At 63.1% G+C, this 20,988-nt stretch carries 20 protein-coding genes; 8 read left to right on the top strand and 12 right to left on the bottom strand.

Going from position 1 to position 20,988, the window contains the following annotated elements; genetic code table 11:
- Positions 1–101: 101 nt before the first annotated feature.
- The 4 genes from D3P35_RS23000 (at position 102) to D3P35_RS26345 (ending at position 3,271) form a co-directional block, all read left to right on the top strand.
- A complete protein-coding gene (locus D3P35_RS23000; protein WP_118138280.1) occupies positions 102–482 on the top strand; it encodes a helix-turn-helix domain-containing protein in 381 nt (126 codons plus the stop codon).
- A gap of 2 nt (positions 483–484) precedes the next feature.
- Positions 485–1,411 carry an ImmA/IrrE family metallo-endopeptidase gene (locus D3P35_RS22995; protein ID WP_118138279.1) on the top strand — a complete coding sequence of 309 codons (927 nt, stop codon included), beginning with the start codon at positions 485–487 and terminating at the stop codon, positions 1,409–1,411.
- A gap of 139 nt (positions 1,412–1,550) precedes the next feature.
- Positions 1,551–2,348 (top strand): HipA family kinase, encoded by a 798-nt coding sequence (locus D3P35_RS26350; RefSeq protein ID WP_157982275.1) that lies wholly within the window; start codon positions 1,551–1,553, stop codon positions 2,346–2,348.
- A 350-nt stretch (positions 2,349–2,698) separates the two neighbouring features.
- Positions 2,699–3,271, top strand: a complete 573-nt coding sequence (locus D3P35_RS26345) for a hypothetical protein (protein WP_157982274.1) — start codon at positions 2,699–2,701, stop codon at positions 3,269–3,271.
- Between the two features lie 298 nt (positions 3,272–3,569).
- Here the strand turns inward: D3P35_RS26345 and D3P35_RS22985 are convergent, their stop codons facing one another.
- The 3 genes from D3P35_RS22985 to D3P35_RS22975 all read right to left on the bottom strand — a co-directional run bounded on the left by D3P35_RS22985 (position 3,570) and on the right by D3P35_RS22975 (position 10,171).
- Positions 3,570–4,496 (bottom strand): DUF2493 domain-containing protein, encoded by a 927-nt coding sequence (locus D3P35_RS22985; RefSeq protein WP_118138277.1) that lies wholly within the window; start codon positions 4,494–4,496, stop codon positions 3,570–3,572.
- Between the two features lie 306 nt (positions 4,497–4,802).
- Positions 4,803–5,849 carry a toprim domain-containing protein gene (locus D3P35_RS22980; RefSeq protein WP_118138276.1) on the bottom strand — a complete coding sequence of 349 codons (1,047 nt, stop codon included), beginning with the start codon at positions 5,847–5,849 and terminating at the stop codon, positions 4,803–4,805.
- Positions 5,849–10,171 carry a strawberry notch-like NTP hydrolase domain-containing protein gene (locus D3P35_RS22975; RefSeq protein ID WP_118138275.1) on the bottom strand — a complete coding sequence of 1,441 codons (4,323 nt, stop codon included), beginning with the start codon at positions 10,169–10,171 and terminating at the stop codon, positions 5,849–5,851. Before D3P35_RS22975 ends, D3P35_RS22980 begins: the two co-directional genes overlap by 1 nt.
- A gap of 235 nt (positions 10,172–10,406) precedes the next feature.
- On the opposite strand from D3P35_RS22975, the gene D3P35_RS22970 reads away from it, so the two are divergent.
- The gene (locus D3P35_RS22970; RefSeq protein ID WP_118138274.1) at positions 10,407–11,951 is read left to right on the top strand and encodes a Fic family protein; all 1,545 of its coding nucleotides are present in this window, start codon (positions 10,407–10,409) and stop codon (positions 11,949–11,951) included.
- Positions 11,952–11,962: 11 nt separating this feature from the next.
- Here the strand turns inward: D3P35_RS22970 and D3P35_RS22965 are convergent, their stop codons facing one another.
- From D3P35_RS22965 to D3P35_RS22925, 9 genes are all read right to left on the bottom strand, one after another.
- Positions 11,963–12,607: an antitoxin of toxin-antitoxin stability system gene (locus D3P35_RS22965; protein WP_118138273.1), complete on the bottom strand. Its 645-nt coding sequence runs from the start codon at positions 12,605–12,607 to the stop codon at positions 11,963–11,965.
- Positions 12,600–13,016 (bottom strand): hypothetical protein, encoded by a 417-nt coding sequence (locus D3P35_RS22960; protein ID WP_076625042.1) that lies wholly within the window; start codon positions 13,014–13,016, stop codon positions 12,600–12,602. The genes D3P35_RS22965 and D3P35_RS22960 overlap by 8 nt, the downstream gene beginning before the upstream one ends.
- Before the next feature lie 65 nt (positions 13,017–13,081).
- Positions 13,082–13,630, bottom strand: a complete 549-nt coding sequence (locus D3P35_RS22955) for a hypothetical protein (RefSeq protein ID WP_198670768.1) — start codon at positions 13,628–13,630, stop codon at positions 13,082–13,084.
- 197 nt (positions 13,631–13,827) lie between these two features.
- Positions 13,828–13,992 carry a hypothetical protein gene (locus tag D3P35_RS22950; protein WP_156876264.1) on the bottom strand — a complete coding sequence of 55 codons (165 nt, stop codon included), beginning with the start codon at positions 13,990–13,992 and terminating at the stop codon, positions 13,828–13,830.
- A 392-nt stretch (positions 13,993–14,384) separates the two neighbouring features.
- On the bottom strand, positions 14,385–14,714 hold the full coding sequence (locus D3P35_RS22945; protein ID WP_118138272.1) for a hypothetical protein: 330 nt from the start codon (positions 14,712–14,714) through the stop codon (positions 14,385–14,387).
- 97 nt (positions 14,715–14,811) lie between these two features.
- Positions 14,812–16,926, bottom strand: coding sequence for a ParB/RepB/Spo0J family partition protein (locus D3P35_RS22940; RefSeq protein WP_118138271.1), 2,115 nt, complete (start codon positions 16,924–16,926; stop codon positions 14,812–14,814).
- Between the two features lie 116 nt (positions 16,927–17,042).
- Positions 17,043–17,531: a DNA repair protein RadC gene (radC, locus tag D3P35_RS22935; protein ID WP_118138270.1), complete on the bottom strand. Its 489-nt coding sequence runs from the start codon at positions 17,529–17,531 to the stop codon at positions 17,043–17,045.
- A gap of 110 nt (positions 17,532–17,641) precedes the next feature.
- Complete coding sequence (locus D3P35_RS22930; RefSeq protein ID WP_116222357.1) at positions 17,642–18,037, bottom strand: DUF2958 domain-containing protein; 396 nt, start codon at positions 18,035–18,037, stop codon at positions 17,642–17,644.
- Positions 18,034–18,996, bottom strand: a complete 963-nt coding sequence (locus tag D3P35_RS22925) for an ArdC family protein (RefSeq protein WP_118138269.1) — start codon at positions 18,994–18,996, stop codon at positions 18,034–18,036. Before D3P35_RS22925 ends, D3P35_RS22930 begins: the two co-directional genes overlap by 4 nt.
- A 361-nt stretch (positions 18,997–19,357) precedes the next feature.
- Here D3P35_RS22925 and D3P35_RS22920 point away from each other — a divergent pair, with 361 nt between their 5' ends.
- The 3 genes from D3P35_RS22920 (at position 19,358) to D3P35_RS22910 (ending at position 20,899) form a co-directional block, all read left to right on the top strand.
- Positions 19,358–19,675, top strand: coding sequence for an H-NS family nucleoid-associated regulatory protein (locus D3P35_RS22920; protein WP_118138268.1), 318 nt, complete (start codon positions 19,358–19,360; stop codon positions 19,673–19,675).
- A gap of 14 nt (positions 19,676–19,689) precedes the next feature.
- A complete protein-coding gene (locus tag D3P35_RS22915) occupies positions 19,690–20,307 on the top strand; it encodes a plasmid pRiA4b ORF-3 family protein (RefSeq protein WP_118138267.1) in 618 nt (205 codons plus the stop codon).
- 328 nt (positions 20,308–20,635) lie between these two features.
- Complete coding sequence (locus tag D3P35_RS22910; RefSeq protein WP_118138287.1) at positions 20,636–20,899, top strand: pyocin activator PrtN family protein; 264 nt, start codon at positions 20,636–20,638, stop codon at positions 20,897–20,899.
- Positions 20,900–20,988: the final 89 nt, after the last annotated feature.

Below are 20,988 nucleotides of genomic sequence, written 5' to 3'. Positions count from 1 at the left end.
GCTAACTCTGTCAAGCACCCACTTTGCTCGCTTGACGAACTTATCGACGTGGCCGATAACCTATACATCGGAATCCGTGTCCAGATCGCGGAGGAGCCCGCATGAACGATGGTGAAACTGACCAAACCGTCCGGCCAACCAACCTCGGCCAGATCATAAGAAAGGCCCGTACCGATCTTCAGATGTCGCAACGCGATGTCGAGGAGGCGACCGGCAAGGAGATTTCGAATGCCTACTTAAGCCAATTGGAGAGCGGAAAAATCACCAAACCCTCTCCGCACATTCTATACGCCCTCTCCACAGTCTTGGCGGTCCCTTACGAGACGCTGATGGAGCGAGCAGGCTATATCGTGCCATCGGCCCAACGCCCTGCCGACGTCAAGCATGGGCGTGCCGCAACGTTCGCGGTAGATAATCTAACGGCCGATGAGGAAGCCGCCCTCTTGGACTACCTCGCATACCTACGCACCAAGAAGGGCTGATCATGCGGCGACCGGACGACTGTAGCTTAACCCCAAGTCAGCTCGCCCGCGTTCGCGCTGAGGCCGAGCGCGCGCTGCGAGAAGCGGGCGCGCTCGGGGTCTTCCCGACGCCAGTTGAGGCGATCATGACCGTTGCGAAGGTTGAAGAGGTCAAGGAAGACGTCCTTAACCCCAGTTTCATCGACAAGCTTCGGTCAAGTACTGAGCAGGCGGGCGGTGCCCTCAAGCGGGCTTTGGGCAAAGTGATGGGTCTGTTTCACGCCAGCGCTGGTCTGCTCTTCCTAGATCAAACAATGATGGCGGTGAAAAAGCGCTTCGTGCGACTGCACGAGTCCGGACACGGCTTCATGCCATGGCAACGTTCGATGTATGCTTTGGTCGAGGATTGTGAGAATGCTCTGGAGCCTGATGCGGCTGAGCTTTTTGATCGTGAAGCCAACGTCTTCGCTGCCGAAGTCCTATTCCAACTCGACAGCTTTAGCGACATAGCCGAGGGCGAAAAGTTCAGTATCTGGACGCCTGTCAAGCTATCGAAGAAGTTCGACGCGTCGATTTATGCGTGCGTGCGACAGTACGTATCCAAAAATCATCGCGCTTGCGCAGTCGTGGTGCTGAACATGCCCGAATTCGTTGAGGGCGATGGCTTCCGCGCCACCCTGCGACGTCCTGTTCAATCTGACAGCTTCACAACAATTTTCGGCGATCACGACTGGAAGCCTTTCTACACGCCCGACGACGATATCGGCGCACTGATACCGATCAACGGCCAAAGGTCTTCCGGGCAAAAGTCCCTTGTCCTGCTGGACCGGAACGGCGACCGCCATGAGTGCGTCGCTGAGTCCTTCACACAGACCCACCAAGTCTTTGTTCTCATCCATGTGATTAAGACGCTAGCCGCGCCGCGACCTATTTTCCTTACAGCGGATTAGACTGCCTCCGCACGCATCGTGGCAATGTCGCAGGCAGCTAGGCCCGGGTCGCGCAAATCCGTTTTTAGTTGCCCGCCTTGGGTTTTAGCGGTTTACATGCATACTTAGCGACAAAATCAACCTATCGCGCTGGGGCGGCATGGCGGAAATCAACTTCGCAACAGTGTTGCTTGGGGCGGAAGGCTTCACGGACGGCAACGTCAACGAGACGTATCGTGGGCAGGTCTTGCTTCATGGCGGTCAGATAAGGCAGGCAATAATCAAGGATCTCGATCTGATCCAGCTCTGCAACGAGTTACTCGCCTTCTGCCTGGCCCGTTGGCTTGGCCTACCCATCCCCGACAGTTTCCTTGGGTTGGTCCGTCCGGACATACTGAGCGTGAACAAGGCACCAACATTGCCCGATGGTTCCCGTTTGGTTTTCGTCAGCACCGATGTGAAGGTACCGAACGTCACATTTCGGCTTCGCGCGTCTACATCTATAGGTCAACGTGCCATCATCGACCAAGTCTCGAAATGGCCAGACTTGGGCAAACTGTATGCATTCGACGCGTGGATTGCCAACATTGACCGACATTGCGGCAATCTTCTTTTCGGTAGCGTCGGGGATACATGGCTGATTGATCACGGCCATTGCTTCACTGGACCGACGTGGGGGCCATCCGATCTCGACCCTGCCAAAGAGTTTGCCAGTCGGCTATCCGAGTGGATGACTCCTTTCCTGAGTGCAGATCAAAAGGATACACGACGTACAGAAGCGCAAGCGGTCGAGGCTGCGCTGGCAGGGTTTGATGCCGAGGAACCCACTAACTCCAGCCGCGTGGTGGATCTGATGCCGATGGATTATGTCGACGCGCTGAAGCAGTTCCTGACGCAGCGCAGCGCTCAGGTCACTTTCCATGCCAGCAAAGCGCTTAATGTGCCGGTGATGTTATGACCCTTAGACTGGACACCAGCCGCTTCCCATCACTGAAGGAGAGCGTCCGCGCTCATTGGGCACCGATCCTGCTAGAGCCAATTTCAGGATCTGATGAGAGATTTGTTATTGGCGTTGCTGCAGCGAATGCCACTGGATTTCACGTCGAACTTGCTAACAGCCATGAAAAGCTGACATGCTTCTATGGCGAAAACGCGCCTACCATCGTCAACGCAATTACCTTGGCTGGCATGTGCTTGCGTGAGGACCTAGCGGAACGGTCGATTGAGGCGCTGTTCTCCCCTGACCCTCCGGTTTCCGGTGTTACAATTGGAAGGTGTCGGGAGGCAGAAGGAACAAGCTAAGAAGCTTTGACCCAAAGCTGGATGGCTGCGCTTTCGTCTTTGTATTCACCTCGCACCAGCCATGATGTGCAGTCCTCGACTATGTTGGCGGTAGGTGATGCCGATGGCCAACGGGCAGGAGACCGACTTCCCTTCTTGGTATGCGATTTCGTCAAATCCCAACGCGAAGGCTTCGGCGAGTATTTCAGCACTGACATCAGAGAAGCGCGTACCCGGCGCTCCAAGGGTGGAAGCCACCGCGTCGTTGTTGATTTTGCGGGACCTAGGCTGGTCGCCAATTTCGGGACACTGAAAGCTGGCGCCATCACGAGCTCGGTGCATCTGATCAAGCGGCGTCTATGGGACCTCAAGGTCGAGCGAGATCGGGAGCCGCACAAAATCTTGGCTAGAGCACATGAGATGATCCTGCATCGCCCGCCGAAGGATGACCCGCAAGTTTCTGACCAACAGCAAGCCAACATCAGCGAGGCGCTGGAAGACCTTGAACAGCAGGCCGATCAAGAAGAATTGCGCCTCCTTGCGCTCGATACAGTTCAGTCCATTGGCAACCGCGTTCTGCAATACGAATTGGCGGCATAGTTCCGCCACAAGGCAGTGTTGACACCTTGTCAATCCACCAGAAAAGTGGCGCTCACGCCCACCTCGCCGCGTGCTACTTGAGGGACCGCTCTTCAGCTTCGCTGGAGCTACCGTGCCGCGCCGCCGTAAGGCTGCTTCCCGCCCCGATCGGCTGACCGGGTAGACCTCTGCTGCAGGTCGCGCGACCGGCTGCTTCAACATAGTTTCTGCGGTTACCATGCCGCGCTGCCGTCAGGCCGCTTGCGCCCACCGTAGCGGAAGCAGGAAGCTGCGCGGTCATTTCGTGGAAGTGCAGCGCTCACGCGCTGCCCTTTGCGAGGCGATAGACCGAGATGCCCATCTTGCGGGCCTTGTCTGCCAGGTTTTCCTGGATGCCGGTTCCGGGGAAGATGATGACCCCGATCGGCATTGCTTCGAGCATTCGGTCATTGCGCTTGAAGGGCGCGGCCTTGGCGTGTTTCGTCCAGTCGGGCTTGAAGGCGACCTGCGCGACCTTGCGGTTGTCGGCCCAAGTGGCCGCGATGCGTTCCGCCCCTTTCGGCGAACCTCCGTGCAGGAGCACCATGTTAGGGTGCCTGGCATGAACCTGATCGAGCTTGTCCCAGATCAGCCGGTGATCGGTGGTGTCCCCGCCCGAGAAGGCAATCTTCGGCCCTGCGGGCAAATGCACTTCATTGTCGGCCCGGCGTTTTGCGGCGAGAAAATCTCGGCTGTCGATCATGGCCGAGGTCATCTGGCGATGGTTGACCCGAGATCCGGAGCGCGGCGACCAGGGCGTGCCTGTGCTGCGCAGGTAGAGGTCGGCGGCGGTCTCGCGGAAGGTCTCCATGCTGTCGCGGCGCTCGATCAGGTTTTGTCCGATGCCGATCAGGGTCTCCAGCTGGACGGATTTCACCTCGCTTCCGTCCTGTTCGCGCTGAAGGCGCTTCTGGGCCTGCTCGTTATCATCGAGTTTGCGTTCGATCCGCTCGACGGCGCGGTGGAAGGTATTGACGGTGGACCACATGATCTCGTCGAGGTCGAAATCGAGGCTGGTGTCGGCCATGGTGGAAATCAGAGCATCGAAGATGTCGGCAACCGCGCCCTGGATGGCGGTGTCCTCGGGCGTGATCCGGGGATCGGCCTCGCCCTCGGCTGGACGGTAGCCATAGAGTTCGAGCGCTTCAATGACATGGCCAGTGGGAGATGTGCTGTGATCGGGTTCGAATTCGTCATGGGCATACATGGGATGTGTCCTTCGGCTGGACCGCGACCGTCGCGGCCTTCATGGCGACGACAAGCCCACGGGCGCTCCGGTCTGACAGCCCGAGCTCTTTGCGAGGGCCTTGATGGCAAAGCCCGGCTGATTTGTTTCGCGCTGTAAAGGCGGCTTTGCCGCCGACGGAAATCAGTCGGGCGCCGCCATTGCCGGGCCGGAGCGTTTGTGGGCCGCTCGCCCTCTCAAGAAGGCCAAGGCGCGGTCTCCTTGCCGAGGTGCCGCACCCCCTTGCCCATGGCGGGATCGGTTATCTCCGATCACGGCCCTCTCTGGCTATGACGCAAGCGCCATGAAGCGGCTGACGTCCTCGGGGGCGATCTGCACCCGGATCTGCGCCCGAAGCGCCTCCAGGCCGAAGCTGACGAGATCATCGTTGAAATCTCCCAGCATGGGCGAAAGCGTGATTGCCTCGATCCCGGCCCCGATGGCCCGGTCCAGCAGGCTGTCCCGCGCGGCGTCACCTGCCGGATCGTTGTCGCGGACGATATAGAGCCTGCGCAGATGCGGGGAGAACTGGATGGCGGAGAGATGCCCGGCTGAAAGTGCGGAGGCCATCGGCAGGAACGGCAATGCCTGCCGCAGCGAGAGGATGGTTTCGATCCCCTCGCCTGCCGCCATGACATCCTGCGCCTCGCCAAACCGGACGGCGTTTCCGAGCAGGTCTCCCATCGCCTTTCTCGGCGGATCAAGAGGCGCCTTGCCAGAGCCGTCACGTTGGAGCCAGGTGCGATGCGCGCCGGTGATCTTGCCATCGAGGTCGGTCACCGCGGCAATCATGGCGGGCCATGCCTCTGTCGGCCCATCGCCCTCGGGTCGCCAGTAGCAGGTCGGATGGAACCGCAGGTTCGCGGTTCCGCGTAAATCCGTAATGCCGCGTCCGCGTAAATACGTCTCCGCGAGGCTGCCGATCAATGGCCGGGTCATGCGCCAGAGCCGGCGGGCCGCTTCGGACGATCCGGATGGTACCGGCGGTGTTCGGAACTTGCGGGACTGTGGCTCCGGTTCGGGATGCGGCAGGCTGAGGAAGCGGCGGGCTTCCTCGGCAACGTCAGCAAAATCGATAAGGCCGAGGCTTTCGCCGATCACGTCGAGCAGATCGCCATGTTCCCCGCTCTGCGCATCGGTCCATTTGCCGGCCGCGCCCTTGCCCGATTCCGGCCCGGTCAGACGGACGAACATGGAGCGGCCGGGACTGTTCTGCACATCGCCGACCTGCCAGTAATTGCCCTGTTTGCGCCCGTTCGAGAGATAGTGGCGGCAAACAGCCTCGGCCTCTCGGCCGAGACGCTGCGCCAGCTCGGAAGCGTTGAGACGTGCCATCATGCAGCCTCCCGCCCGGAGATGCGCTCGACCGGGAAATGGTCGAGCAGTCTGCCGATGATCTCCGGCCCGGCTTCCCCGACCGGCACAAAGAAGCGAAGTTTCCAGGAAATGATCTCGCTGAAGAGCCCATAGGCGCGCAGCCGATCGCGCATGGTATCGGTGAAGCCGGTGAGCTCGATCCGGTTCGCGCCCATGACACGGGACCGGCGTAGTTGCAGTCCCTCGGCCAAATCGAAGATCGTCCGGCCCTCGATGAGTGCCGTGTAGGCCTCGTCCGGCGTGATGGTGGTTGCGACGCCGCTGGTAGCGGCATTTGCTGCCCATGCGGGCGAGACACGGCGACCAATGATGCGCTCGCCCTCATCGGTCTGGAGCCGATAGACGCGGGAGGAGTCCTGCGGCAGTCGTTTCCAGATCGGCAGCAGGAGCCCGGTCACCATGTGCAGGATGCTGTCGGTAAACTCCGGCACTTCCACAAGCTCCGCCTTCCAGGCCGTGGCGAAGTCAGCGTGGTCCACCTCGACCCAGTGGGTCTCGCCCATCGCCCGCACCGGAATGTTCATCGCCTCCATCGGCCGGATCAGACGAACGCGCCGTTCGATCTCGCCGTCATCCAGCATCACGCTGGTGGTCGGGATCTGCACGGCGGCACGACCAGATCGCTCGTTGATAAGCAATCTTGCGCAGGGATCATCCAGTTCCGCCAGGGCTGTAGCGAGCGTCACCGGCTGGTTGCGCTTGCGTTCGGTCAGAGTCAGGAGCCGGGTTTCCGCGCCGGTGCCCGGATGGGTGTGGATCACCTGCCGGTCGGTGACGATAAAGCTCTCTGCGCGCAGCGTCTCCAGCCCCATGTCATAGGTACCGGATGCAATCGCCCCGTCGATCCGGGCCTGCAGAAGCTGCTCGAAGGCCGAGAACAGGATGCCCTGCAACTCGATGGTCAGAGCCAACAGGCGATTGAGGAAGGTGGTGATCGGCGGCAGGTCGTCCTTGATGCCGTTCGCATCCATCAGCTTCAGTCCGGTGGCGGATTCAAACCTCTCCAGCGAGCAGCCCTCGACCTTGCCGCGCACTACAGCCAAATAGAGCTGGCGCAGCGCATCGCGGGCATAGGCGGATTCCAGATTGTCCTCGGGCCGGAACAGGCCCTGGCCGCCGGTCTGGCGCTGCCCGCGCGTGATCGCACCCAGCGTGTCGAGACGACGGGCGATCGTGCTGAGGAAACGCTTCTCGGCCTTCACATCCGTGGCGATGGGCCGGAAGAGCGGTGGTTGCGCCTGATTGGTGCGGTTGGTGCGCCCGAGCCCCTGAATGGCGGCATCGGCCTTCCAGCCCGGCTCCAGCAGGTAGTGCACCCGCAGGCGCTGGTTCCGCACTGTGAGGTCCGCGTGGTAGCTGCGTCCCGTGCCCCCGGCATCCGAAAAGACCAGGATGCGCTTCTGGTCATCCATGAAGGCCGAGGTCTCTGCCAGGTTTGCGGAGGGCGCTCGGTTCTCGACGGCCAGGCGGGCCGATGTGCCATCGCCCTTGCGCACGATCCGGCGCGAGCGCCCCGTGACCTCCGCCACCACATCCGTGCCGAAGCGCTGGACGATCTGGTCGAGCGCGCCTGGAACCGGCGGCAAAGAGCCGAGCTGTTCGAGCATCTCGTCGCGCCGGGCCACGGCTTCGCGACTCTCGACCGGCTGACCATCCCGGAACACCGGCCGTGACGAAAGATTGCCCTCGCTGTCGGTGAAGGGCTCGTAGAGCTGCACCGGGAAGGAATGCTGCAAATACGAGCCGACATATTCCCGAGGCGTAACGTCGACGGAAATATCGTTCCATTCGTCGGTGGGGATCTCGGCCAGCCGCCGTTCCGTCAGCGCCTCGCCGGTCGAGACGATCTGGATGACGGCCGCATGGCCCGCCGCCAGATCGGCTTCGATCGAACGGATCAGCGTCGGGGTTTTCATCGAGGTCAGCAGATGGCCGAAGAAACGCTGCTTGGTGCTCTCGAAGGCCGAGCGCGCGGCGGATTTGGCCTGCCGGTTTAGCGTGCCTTCACTGCCGGTGATGTTGGCCGCCTCCATCGCCGCGTCCAGGTTTCCATGGATCACGGCGAACGCCGCAGCGTAAGCATCGTAGATGCGGCGCTGCTCGTCGGTGAGCTTGTGCTCGACCAGTTCGTATTCGACGCCGTCATAGGAAAGCGAGCGCGCGGTATAGAGGCCGAGGGATCGCAGGTCGCGGGCGAGCACCTCCATGGCCGCGACGCCGCCAGCCTCAATCGCCTCGACAAATTCAGCGCGGGTCTGGAACGGAAAATCCTCGCCACCCCAGAGACCGAGCCGTTGTGCATAGGCGAGGTTGTGGACGGTCGTGGCCCCGGTTGCCGAGACATAGACCACGCGGGCATCCGGCAGGGCATGCTGGAGCCGCAGGCCTGCGCGTCCCTGCTGCGAAGCGGCGATTTCGCCGCGGTCTCCCTTGCCGCCTCCGGCATTCTGCATGGCATGGCTTTCGTCGAAGATGATGACCCCATCGAAATCTGAGCCCAACCATTCGACGATCTGCTTGACGCGTGAAACCTTCTCTCCGCGGTCATCGGAGCGCAGCGTGGCATAGGTGATAAACAGGATGCCTTCCGACAGCGTGACCTTTGCGCCTTGAGGGAAGCGCGAGAGCGGTGTGACGAGCAGGCGTTCCATTCCAAGCGCCGACCAGTCGCGTTGCGCATCCTCGATCAGCTTATCGGATTTGGAGATCCAGACCGCCTTGCGGCGGCCGCGCAGCCAGTTGTCGAGAATGATGGCGGCGGACTGGCGGCCCTTGCCAGCACCGGTTCCGTCACCGAGCATGAAGCCCCGTCGAAAGCGGATCGATCCGGCAGCATCCTCTGGCGCGGCGCTCACAGTGTCGAAATGCTCGTCCACGGTCCATGCGCCGGCGAGATGATCGGCATGGGCTTCCCCGGCATAGATCACCGTTTCAAGCTGGGCGTCCGACAGACGCGCGCGGATGTCAGCGGGCAGCATGGGGCGGTAGGACGGCTTGGGCGGTGCAACCGAGGCCATGGCGGAGGATTGCACCAGCCTGGTCGGGTGTGGCTCGGCGCCGGGGATGCGCAGCGATTGCAGCGCATATTCCTCATAGATCGCGTCCGACAAGCGCGCGCCCTCGGGCGGCGCCCAGTCCACGGTCTCATACTCGAGCTCCACCCCCTCGGGATCGGACGCTGGTGCAGCGGCGGGTCGGGACGCTGTGGCGCGAGCGAGATAACCGCGCACGGTCTTCGGGGCAGCCGCCGGCTCGGAAGAAGCGACCTTCGGCAGCGACACCGGCAAGCGCAGCGGAAGCTGGCTTTCGATCCAGCCGAGCAGCGTGGCAACGTCGGGTGCGATCCCCGGCGAGGCCGGGAAGACTGACGGATCGTCGGCGGGCAACTTGTCGATGACGGTCAACCGCGTGTCGATGCTGGTGCCGTGCCTGGAAAATACCGCGCCATCGATGGCCGCGGTGAAGACCACGCGGCCGCGGTCCTGCAGGCGCATGAAGGCATCGCGCCAGGTCGGTGCCTCCGGTCTGAAGTTTGCCCCGGTGATCGTGACCAGTCGTCCACCGGGGGCGAGCCGGGCCAACGCCGAGGCGACATGACGATACGCAGCATCCGCCATCCGTCCCTCGACATTGGCCATGACCGAGAAAGGTGGGTTCATCAGAACTACAGACGGCATGGCGTCAGTGGCCAGATAGTCGTCGATCTGGGCGGCGTCGAACCGGGTGACGGGAAAGGCCGGAAAGAGGGAAGAGAGAAGATCGGCGCGGGTCTCGGCGAGTTCGTTGAGGATCAGCGAACCGCCGACGCTCTGGGCCAGGATCGCCATAAGGCCGGTACCGGCCGAGGGTTCCAGCACCACGTCATCGGGCGTGATCGCGGCCGCGGTCAGGGCGGCAAAGCTGAGAGGCATAGGCGTGCTGAACTGCTGGAAGCTCTGGCTTTCCTCGGTGCGGCGGGTCTGCGTGGGCAGCAACCCCCCGATTTTCTCCAGTAGCCTGAGCCGGGAAACCGGAGAGCCGGCTTTGCGGAACAGCGCCTTTCCGTATTTGCGCAGGAAGAGAACCGTGGCGACCTCGCAAGCCTCATAGGCGAGCTTCCAGTCCCAGGCGCCACTGGCGTCGGAGGCGCCGAATGCGCTTTCCATGGCACTGCGGAGGTCCGCGGTATCGACGCGCTGGCCGCGTTCGAGATGGGGAAGGAGGAGATTGGCGGCGGCCAGGATCGCGGGTGCGGCGCCGAGCGGCGTGACCGGATCGGTCACGGGAGACGAGATGTTCATGTCGGGGATCCTCGGAGAGCAGGAGGGACAAGCCCGGACAGCGCTCTCTCTCAACCGCCGGGGCTCACCCCGTCCCGGCGCCCCTCTCTGCCTCGGCACCTCATGCCCCATCACCTCGCAGACCCGAGGGCGACAGCGCTCCGCCATCAACTTTCGTAAGACCTCATTGATTGTAATCGATATTCATGAGATGCAATGACTTAAGATCAATCATCGGGACCAGGAACTGAATTTCATGGAACAGGCGCAAAGGAATCCGTTTTCAGGTACCGTAACCGTTTTTCACGAGCGCTGGCTCCCCGAGGAGGCCACGCCTGCGGGCTATGCTGCGCTGATCGATGCCTATGCGCTCGCAACGCCCCTGCCCCGGACACTTTCCGCCATCGGCCCACGTCACAAGGTCTACGCGGCCGACGGCTGGCGCCTCTACACGCCCCGCCATGCACCCGAGGCGAGCCTCATCGGTCACCTGACCTTCGCGCTACGCTACGAGGGGCTGGATCTGGCAGTTCTCAAGCAACTGTTCAAGGCAACCGGACCGGAGCCGATCCAGGCCATTGTCGAGGCTGCCCCGACGGGCAGTTACGCGCGCAGGATCTGGTTCCTCTATGAGTGGCTCCTCGGCGCAGAATTGGATCTGCCCGACGCCACGCGCGGAAATTATGCGCCCGTGGTCGATGCCAGGCTCCAATGGGACGCAGAGGGCGCCCCCTCGCCGCGCCACCGGGTCCGCAACAACCTGCCCGGCACCCCGGATTTCTGCCCGATGATCTTCCGCACTCCGGCAATCGAGGCCTTCATCGCCCGCGATCTGGCAGCCGAAGCCCGCGCGGTGCTGGCCGAAGTGCCCGCCGATCTGCTTGCGCGCACGGCGGCCTTCCTGCTGCTCAAGGATTCACGGTCGAGTTTCCAGATCGAAGGCGAGAACCCGCCCCAGGATCGTATCCGGCGCTGGGGCCAGATCATCGGTGAAGCCGGGCGGCATCCGATCGACCGGGCAGAACTCGAACGCCTGCAACGCATCGTCATCGGCGATGCCCGCTTCGTCCATCTGGGTCTGCGGCAGGACGGCGGCTTCATTGGCGAGCATGACCGCACGACCGGCGCCCCCCTGCCCGATCACGTCAGCGCCCGGCATGAAGACCTGCCTGCGCTGATCGCCGGGCTCGAAGCGTTCGACCGCGATATCGCCCCGGGGCTCGACCCTGTTCTGGCGGCTGCCGACCTCGCCTTCGGATTCGTCTATATCCACCCGTTCGAGGACGGCAACGGGCGCCTTCATCGCTACCTGATCCACCACGTGCTTGCTGAGCGCGGCTTCAATCCGCCCGGGCTGGTCTTCCCGGTGTCGGCGGTGATCCTCGAGCGCATCGACGCCTACCGGCAGGTGCTCGAGAGCTATTCGCGTCGACTGCTGCCCCATGTCAGCTGGCGCCCAACCGATCGCGGGAACGTCGAGGTGCTGAACGACACCGGAGATTTCTATCGCTTCTTCGATGCCACGCCCCATGCCGAATTCCTCTTCGCCTGCGTGGCCCAGACAATCGACCATGACCTGCCAGCAGAGACCCGGTTCCTGCGTGCCTATGACGGGTTCAAGTCCCACGTCTCGGGCCTGATCGACATGCCGGACCGCGTGCTCGACCTGCTGTTTCGTTTCCTGCACCAGAACGGTGGCAGGCTTTCCGGACGCGCCAGAGCGAAGGAGTTCGCCGCTCTGACCGACGAGGAGGCCGACCGGATCGAAGCCATCTATGCGGAGTTGCAGGACGAGTTCTGAGACGAGCCTCCTCACCCAAACCGTTGGCCGGCTTCAGTGAAGGTGTAGCCGTTGGCGACGATGGTCTCATCGACGACGTCATCCGACGACAGATAGTCAAACTCGCGCTCGAGCTGGCGATAGAGCCAGCGGGCGAGATCGCGCAGTGCCTCAATTATGGTGTCTTCAGCATCGGCGGTCATGCCCTGATACGACGGGCTGTCGTGCTCGACCGAGATCCCCATGCAATACTCATGGTAATAATGGCCGCGATGGGTGGCCTCGGCGCGAATCTGGTAGAAATTGCGCCGCTGGATCGCCTGCAGGGCATCGGCGATGCGGTGCAGTTCGGTGTCCTTAGGCGCATATTCCCGGATCAGGCGTGGGGCGCCCTTGCGGTAGGCATAGAAAGTTTCGAAGCAGGCGCCATCGCCTTGGCTCCAGAAGCCCCGGAACCAGATGCAGGGGTCTTGCCGAGTGCCGCCGCCCATCAACCGGACGGTTCGGGTCTTGAGGTTCAGCCCGAGGATTTCGGCGACGCGCTGGAAATCCTCATAGACGGCATCGTACCAGTCATCGTCGAAGCCACCCTCACGATACCAGACGCGGGCTTTGTCCCTGGCTGCATCGGAAAGCTCGTCGAGGCGATAGACAGTGATCTCGATGACCTCACTCATAGGGATCGCCTCCACCCAGCACGGTGGAAAGCCAGCCGTCCGTGTAGATCCAGTCCACCGTCTCGCCGGCGGCGAGATCGAGGACGTGCGCTCCACCGCCGAACCCGTCCACACGCGGCTTCGAGCAGGTGTTGGCGTATTGCATTCCCCAAAGGCCGGTCAGCCCGAACTCCTTCGCGCAGCGTTTGACGAATTGGATGACATGCTCGGGATCGCCGGTGCCATCATCGCGCATCCAGAGCTGGGTTCCGCCATGCTCGGGTTGAATGGAAAGCAGAAACCCGTCCGAAGGCGGATCCCCAGCGGCATTCTCATCCGAGAGCGCATTGTAAAGATCGAGCGCACGGGCGGCCTGCTCGGGGGTGCCCACATCGAGCAGGCAGGAGAAATGGGTGAAATAGTCGGCCATGATGGTCTCCGGGCATGACAAGGCCCGGCGTGGAACCGAGCCAAATGGGATGGAAAGGGTGAAACTCAGGCGGCCTGCGGCAGGCGGAGCAGATCGGCCGCGATCTCGCGCCAGAAGGGATCGACCAACCGTGCCTCCAGCGCAGCGGCGCGGTAACGCAGCCGTCTCGCATCACCGGGCTCCAAGGCTCGGAATGCCATGCCGCGCAGTCGGCTGGCCTTGGTCACGATCCTGCGTGCCTCGGCATCGGATGCGACCGGCTGTTGCCAGAGGATAATGCCGCCGCGGATTGCGCCGGCGAGGACCAGGCGCTGATCGCGGTCCTGAATGAGCATGATGCGCGGCTGGAAATACGGAAAGCTATTCGGCCCCGTGCAAATATCACCGCGCGACACGCGCAAGGCTGCGGCCTCGATGGCCTCCTCCGGTGACGGGCATTCCCCAAGCGGGATCACGCGATCAAAGCTATTCGCCGCGTCACTGGCGTCATAGCTGGCGACGCCGAGGCAAGAGATGCGCAGCGGCAGCTTTTGCGACCGAAAAAGCGCGGGCAGAACATCGGCCGCCAGAATCTGGCCGATGGAGCGGAAGGTTTCGGAACGGGCAAAGGTCATCGGGATCACTCCATGACGGGCGCCGGTGAGCCTCTCTCTCCGGCCCTCAACCCGTCACGGCCGAAAGGCCCGCACTCTTCCTCTCTGACCGGGCTTGTTCCCGGTTCCGCTGCCGACGATGGGGATCATCGCAAGGCTGAAGGCCCGAAGCGCGGGCTACCGCGCTCGGGCCGTCGGGGATGAGGCGCTTTCGCGCCTCAGGCCCATGGATCCAGTTCCAGCTTCACCATGTCCTCATCGCCGTCAAACTCGTCGGCGGGCATGGCGCCGTGGGTTCCGTCCCCGGCCTGGAACACGACGATCACGACCATCAGAGTGGTGGCGAGGCTGGCGGCGAAAGCGGTGGCATCTGCATAGGACATCGGGATTGGCTCCTGTCTCTGGAGGCGGGGGACCATCCCCCGCGCGACAGGCGCCCGACGTGTCTGACCGGATCTGCACTCACCCTCGGGCGTTCGGACTTTTTCCGAATCTCCGAGAGCGGCACGTATGCGTAAGCCGACCCCTCCGGGGTTGAATGTCAAAGAGACGGATCAGACCAAGGTTAGCGAATGGAAGCGGGGGTGGTGTCTTGCATCCGACAGGCGCCGGATACCCCCTTGCAGATGCTTCGTCCGGCCAGCCCTTGCCGCCACGCTGGCAGCAGGAATGTGTTCGAGGACGGGGGCGGAAACCGATGCCGAACATGATGAGCGGCACCGTGGTGAAGCTGGAACCGGAGCCATACAGGCCGATGACAGGAAGACGGTGGCGGCTATCGTCGGACGTGAACGGGCCTTCGGTCCCAGAGCCCATCGGCAATCTCGCGGGCGATCGTGGCGCGCGCTTTCATCATCACGTCGTTACCGCTGGTGTCGATGTGACCGTCGAACCGGGCATGACCGCCGTTCGCGGTCCAATCGGCGTAGCGGCAGTATTCGGGGGCTTCGAGACGGAAGGCGCGCATGTCGTCCGCCCAATGCGGCTTCGGCTCCACCACTACGGTGACGCCGTCGCATGTTTCCTCCCAGGGCAGCGTGCGCTCGGATGGCGGACTGGCGCGGCTTTCATGGAATATTCGGTCGATATCGATCGTTCCAGGCATCAGGGTTCTCCAAAGAAAAAGCCCGGTCACGAGGACCGGGCGAATTGCGGAAACGGATGGGATGAGGCGGGGCAGCGAAGGCCACCCCGCCTGAGGATCATTCTGCGGCGACCATCGACTGCTCTTCGTCCTCCGTGGCGTCTTCATCCTCGCCATCGCCGGCAAGGAATTCAGGCAGATCATCCGCCTCGGTGTCGCCCCCGGCGTCCGCATCGGGATCGACCATGCGCAGCGGCTTCGGAAGCCAGCCGGTTTCGGCCAGCAGGCGCTCGGCTTCGGTGGCCATGTCGCTCTTCTTCAGATGGTCGATGAGTTGGGCGGCCCGCTCGCCAGCGCCCTCGCGCACCGCCTCGATGATCCGGGGCTTGGTCACGCGACCGAGATAGTTGCCGACGGTCGGCCGCCAGCCCACAGCCACCATGTCGAGGCCCGTTGCCCGCGCCAGCCGGTCGGCCTGGGACAGGCGCACGTCGAGCCCGTGCTGGCTGACGCCCATGCCGCCATAGGGGTTGGGCTTCTCGTGCAGCGCGTTGACGCCGAAGCTGACGCAATGGGCGAGCAGCTCCATGCGAGTGTCGTCGTCCTGATCTGCGAGCCAGTCCCAGAGCGCGGCATCCTCGGCAGGGATGTGATCGCCCCAGCGTTCGTGCCGGTCGGCGATGGTGCGCGCCGAAACGCTTTCGCCGAGGTCGTCGGCTTGCGCCGGGAAATGAACTTCCCGGACATGGACCTCGAGGCAGCCCTTGGTGGAGTGCGGCAGGAAGCAATCGGTGACCAGCCGATGCAGCAGCGCCGTCATGGCGACATGCGGGTTCGCCGCCACGGCGTCGCGGAGCGCCAGCGTGCGATGCGCGGTCAACTCGCTGACGAGCCGATCGGGCAGAGGCCGGATGGTCTCAAGCTCTTCGTCCTCCTCGGGTTCCGTCGCCGTGCCACCCACCATGATGACCGCGCCCTGCACACCACCGGACTCGCCTCCCTCGGGAGAACACCCATCAGCACCCTGCCCTTCCTGGCCTTCCACCACCTCGTCTTCGGGGCGGACATAGCCACGCTCGACGGCGAGCTGGCCGTCGTGGCGGATGCTGACGAAGACACCGGCCCTCGCCATCTGGTCCGCGTCATAGCGCATCGGCCGGGCCTCGAAGGCCTCCAGCGCCTCCTCGATCTCGCCGAGGCGCGCGTCCACCTCGTCGGGGAACTCGTCAGCCTCGGCATATTCCGCCTCCAGCGCGTCGAACTCGTCCCGCAGCTTCTCACGCTCGGCACGTTCGTCGTCGGTCAGGTCGATGGTGGTGCCGGCCAGACGGCGCATGCCGCTGGTATGGCCATAGGGCAAATCCACGGCGACCTCGATCCACTTCCAGCCTTCGGCGGCGATGGTTTCTGCCTCGGCCTTCAGCTTCTCGGCCGCCAGCCGGTCGAGCAGCACCGGATCCTGAAGCCAGCCGCCATCGTCCTGCTGGAAGAGATCGCGCAGAACATAACCGCCCGCCGCCTCATAGGTCTCGATGCCGACGAAGAGCGACCGCTTGTCGGAGGCCCGCACCGTGGTCTCGGTCAGCATGCGACGGATGGTGTAGGGCTCCTTCTGCCAGCTATCCTTGATCGCTTCCCAGACCTGTTCTTGCCGCGCGTGATCCTCCGAGACGGTGAAGGCCATGAGCTGCTCCAGCGTCATACCATCCTCGGCATAGGTCTCGAGCAGCGCCGGCGAGACCGAGACCAGGCGCAGGCGCTGCTTCACCACCCTGGCGTCGACGAAAAAGGCGGCGGCAATTTCCTCCTCGCTCATGCCCTTCTCACGAAGGACCTGGAAGGCGCGGAACTGGTCGAGCGGATGCAGCGGCGCGCGCTCGATATTCTCGGCCAGCGACACCTCGTCGATCAGGATGTCGTCTCCAGCCTCCGAGACGATACAGGGCACCGGCGTGGTCTTGTTGAGGCGCTTCTGCTTGACCAGCAGTTCCAGCGCCCGGTAACGGCGCCCGCCAGCCGGCACCTCGAAGAGGCCGGTCTCCTTGCCTTCCGAGTCGAGTTCGGGGCGGACATGCAGCGATTGGATCAGCCCGCGACGGGCGATGGACTCGGCCAGTTCCTCGACCGAAATCCCGGCTTTCACCCGCCGGACGTTGGATTGGCTGAGCACCAGCTTGTTGAAGGGGATGTCGCGCGAGGACGACAGGGTGATCTTCTGCGTGGCAGTGGCCATGTCAGGGTCTCCATGACGGACGCCGGGGAGCCTCTCTCTCCGGCAACCAGCCCGTCACGAAACCCCCACCCTCCTTTCCCTCTCATGGCCGAGCCGAGTATGATCGCGAATACCCATCAGAGGTCGCCGCGGGCGCGCAGGCTGGTCTCCCGGCCAGCCCCGGTGATGATGTGGTCGTGCAGTATCACCCCCAGGGACGCACAGGCGTTTCGGATTTCCTTGGTCATCGCGAGGTCGGCCGCCGAGGGCTCGGGATCGCCGGCCGGATGATTGTGGACGATGATCAGCGCCGAGGCATTGAGCGCCAGGCAGCGCCGCAGCACCTCCCGGGGATAGACCGGGACATGATCGACCGTGCCGATGGCCAGGCATTCGTCAGAGATCAGCCGGTTCCTGCGATCGAGATAGAGGACATGGAAACGCTCCACATCGCCCCTGATGGTGAGCGCGCAATAGTCGAGCACCGCCTGCCAGGACGTCAGGACAGGGTTCTGATTGAGGTGGCGCAGCAGGATCTGCCGGGCCTCGTAGACTACGGCCTGCTCCTGAGCGGAGAACCGGTGCGGCTGTGCTTCGATGGCGGGTGTTCTCGTGTTTCGTGTCATGGCGCTGTTCTCCGACGGGCAGCCGGCCGGGCGCCGAACTTTCACCGCGTCACGAGGAGAAGCGCCGCCCTCTTCCTTCGAAGAGAGCGGCGTGGAAGCCGCAGACACCCTCAGGAATGCCAGGTCTCCGTATCGGAGCGTGTCCCGTTTGACAGGTGGCCCGAACGATACAGCAGGCGCTCGGCATCGCGAATGCTGCCGGTTTCGCGGGCGGTCTCGGCCCAGACCGAGATCGGGAAGTCCCCCGTGAACAGCAGATCCCGCTCGATGCCCATGCCGAAGGGCAGCCGAATGGAACGCAGTTCGTTGAGGCTCCAGGAGCCAAGCTCCGGGTAGCCAATGTCGGCCAGGCCAAACATGATGTCGCCGTCCTCGTCGAGCTCGGTCGCCAGCCAGACACCGGCGCCGAAGGGATTGAAGAACTTCACGACCGGGATGTGATCCTGATCGCGATCGCGGCCATTCGCCAGCAAACGGTCACGCTGTGTGTCGGTCAGGAGGATCATGCCGCGGCCCTCCCTTCCGTCGAGGTTTGCCGATCAACATCGATGCTGTCGTCGGGCAGATGGGCCAGCAGCCAGTCGGCCGCCTTGCTGGCCTGCGAGGCGGCGCGGACGATCGCGCGGGAATCCTCGCGCATCACCTCCAGCCAGGAGCCCACGTAATCGGCGTGGCGCACCGTCGGGACGATCCCGAGCGAGGCGCAACAGAACGCGCTCGAAATCTCGGCGATCAGCTCCTCGAAGGCATATCTCTTCGTGCCGAAGCCGCCTGAGAAATCCCGAGCCAGACGGGAGCTGTGCCCCGTGGCATGCCCCATCTCGTGCAGTGCCGTGCGGTGCCAGTTGATCGGCTCGAAATAGGCCTGCGGAGGTGGCACCTGCACGTAATCGAGCGCGGGGACATAGAAGGCGCGGTTGCCACTGATCCGGAAGTCGATACCGGTCGCCGCGATCAATGCCTCGACCCGCGGCTCGATCAGCCCGGGCGGCGGTGGCGGTGCCTCGACGGCGATGTCTTCGGGCAGACCCTCGCATTGCGCCGCGTTGAACACGGTAAAGCGCTTCAGGAACGGGATGCTGTTGGCGTCTTCCCCGGTCTCCCGGGCGCGGCGCTTCTCGTCTTCAGGCGTGAAGCGGTCGGCATAGACGACGGTCGTGCCCCGCTCACCCTTGCGGACATTGCCGCCGAGCGACAGCGCCTGGCGGAACGTGAGCCAGTGCTGGGTTGGATAGCCCTGCTGGATGACGGCGCCCCAGAGAATCAGGACATTGATCCCGGAATATTGCCGACCTGTGCTGGCGTTGCGAGGCATGGCGAGCGGCGCCTGTGCCGCCGCCGTCCCCCAGGGCTGAACCCAGGGCAGCCTGCCTTCCTCCAGCTCGGCGATGATCTTATCGGTGATGTCGTCATAAAGGTTCGTGCGCGGGCCGCTCTTGCGGGCCGGGCGATGCTCTCTCGCCATCGGGATGATCTCCGCGACGGGCGCCGGAGGCCTCTCCTCCAGCCCTCAACCCGTCACGGAAAACCCGCCCGCACTTTACCTCTCAGGGGGCGTTGCGGGGTCTCCCCGCTGATGGGGGTGTGTCGGTAACGCCAGTTCCGACCAGGGGGAAGGCTTTCCCCCAGACAAGCCTCGTATTCAGCCGAGGCAGGCATAAAAAGGCAAAAGTCACCAACCGCGAGCCGCAAATCCCCGACCTGTTGTAATCCCCACGATATCTGCGCTTATCTCACACGCAATCGCGGTGCCTGCTTTCCAGCGCCAGACACCTTCCTTCCAGAGCGCTCGGGCTCAAATCCACCGGACAATAAATGAGGACCAGATGACGGATATCGATCTTAACGCCTTGTCGCTTCCCGAGCTGAAGCAGTTGCAAAAGAATGTTGCGAAGGCCATCGCCAGTTTCGAGGACCGTCGCAAGGCCGAGGCCCGCGCCAAGGTTGACGACTTGGCCCGCGAGCTCGGTTTCAGTTTAGACGAGCTTGCGGAAGCCGCTCCCACCCGGAAACGCGCGGCGTCCGCGCCCAATTACCGCCATCCGGAAAACGCCGAAATCACCTGGTCCGGCCGTGGGCGCAAACCGGCATGGATCGCCGAAGCGCTGGCTGCGGGAAAATCGCTCGAGGATTTTGCGATCTGACCGGGGGACCTGTCTTGTACCAGCCTGCGAATGCCGTCCGCCTGCATGTCTCTCTGGCGGAGATTGACCCGCCGATCTGGCGGCGACTTGTCGTGCCGTCGGACTGGACGCTCGACAGGCTGCATCTGGTGCTGCAGGCCGCGTTCAGCTGGACCGACAGCCATCTGCATGAGTTCCGGATCGGCGGGCTGCGATATGGCGACCCCGATCAGCTTGAGGATGGCTTCGGCGGGCCGCAGACCTTCGACTACACCGGGGTCAGGCTGGCGGATTTTACCGGTCAGGATCTGACCTTCACTTATCTCTATGACTTTGGCGATGACTGGACCCATGTGATCCGGATCGAGGAGTGGCTGTCCCTCGATCCCCTGCCCCGCCAAGCAGAATGCACCGAAGGTGCCCGTGCCCGGCCGCCCGAGGACGTCGGCGGCCCCTGGTCCTATGCCGATTTCCTCGAGACCATCCGCGACCCGAACCATGAAGACCATATGTCCACCCTTCGCTGGGCCGGCGGGCATTTCGACCCGGACTGGTTCGACATTGAGCTGATCAACAAGGATCTGCGCAACACCTTCCGCAAGAACACCAGCCGACGCCTGCATCAACCCAAGCCAAAGTCTTCTGGTCAGTGAACGCGGAGGGTTCGGCCCTCAATGCGCTGCCAGGGCCTGGATGCCCCTCCTCTTGCCGGCATCACCAGTGTTGCAGCGCCTCCAGCGGTATGTCGGGTTGTCTGCACCGCAAATGCTGCACTGATGTCGCGTTCTTTCCAGTAGCTTTGCCTGGCGTGGGGACTCGCGCACAAAAGGCCCAAGCCCCTGCACCCTACCCATTCATGCGCTCCCAAAAGTCTCCCCGATCCAACGCTCCCGTCCGATTTGCGCTCTATGCTATCCGTCTCCCCGACAACCGGCTGCGCGCCCTTCTCCCATCTATGCGATCATGTTTCATTCCGGGATCATGAACACGGCGTTTCTCTTGATAGCGATGTATTCCGGGCGACCGATCATTCCTGCGGAGGATGTCGCCAGGGATTTTTTCGGCCTGAGCACCGACAAGTTCATCCGCAAAGTCTCGGCTGGTTCCATCGTCCTCCCCCTCGTCCGCATGGAAGCGTCCCAGAAATGCGCCAAAGGCGTCCATATCGATGATCTGGCCGAGTACCTGGACAAGAGGCGGGCTGCAGCCGTCAAGGAATGCCTGCAACTGCAGGGTCTTCGGTAGACGTGTTCCCCTCTGAAAATCGCCGAAGGCCAACCTGCTACCCACGGCACGAAGCCACCACCCTCTTCATCTCGCCCAACAGTACGGAT

It is taken from the genome of Oceanicella sp. SM1341, from assembly GCF_003448965.1.
In the GTDB taxonomy this organism is placed as follows: Bacteria; Pseudomonadota; Alphaproteobacteria; order Rhodobacterales; family Rhodobacteraceae; genus Paroceanicella.
The sequence above is the reverse complement of the archived record's forward strand: the minus strand, read 5'-3'. Positions and strand labels throughout refer to the sequence as shown.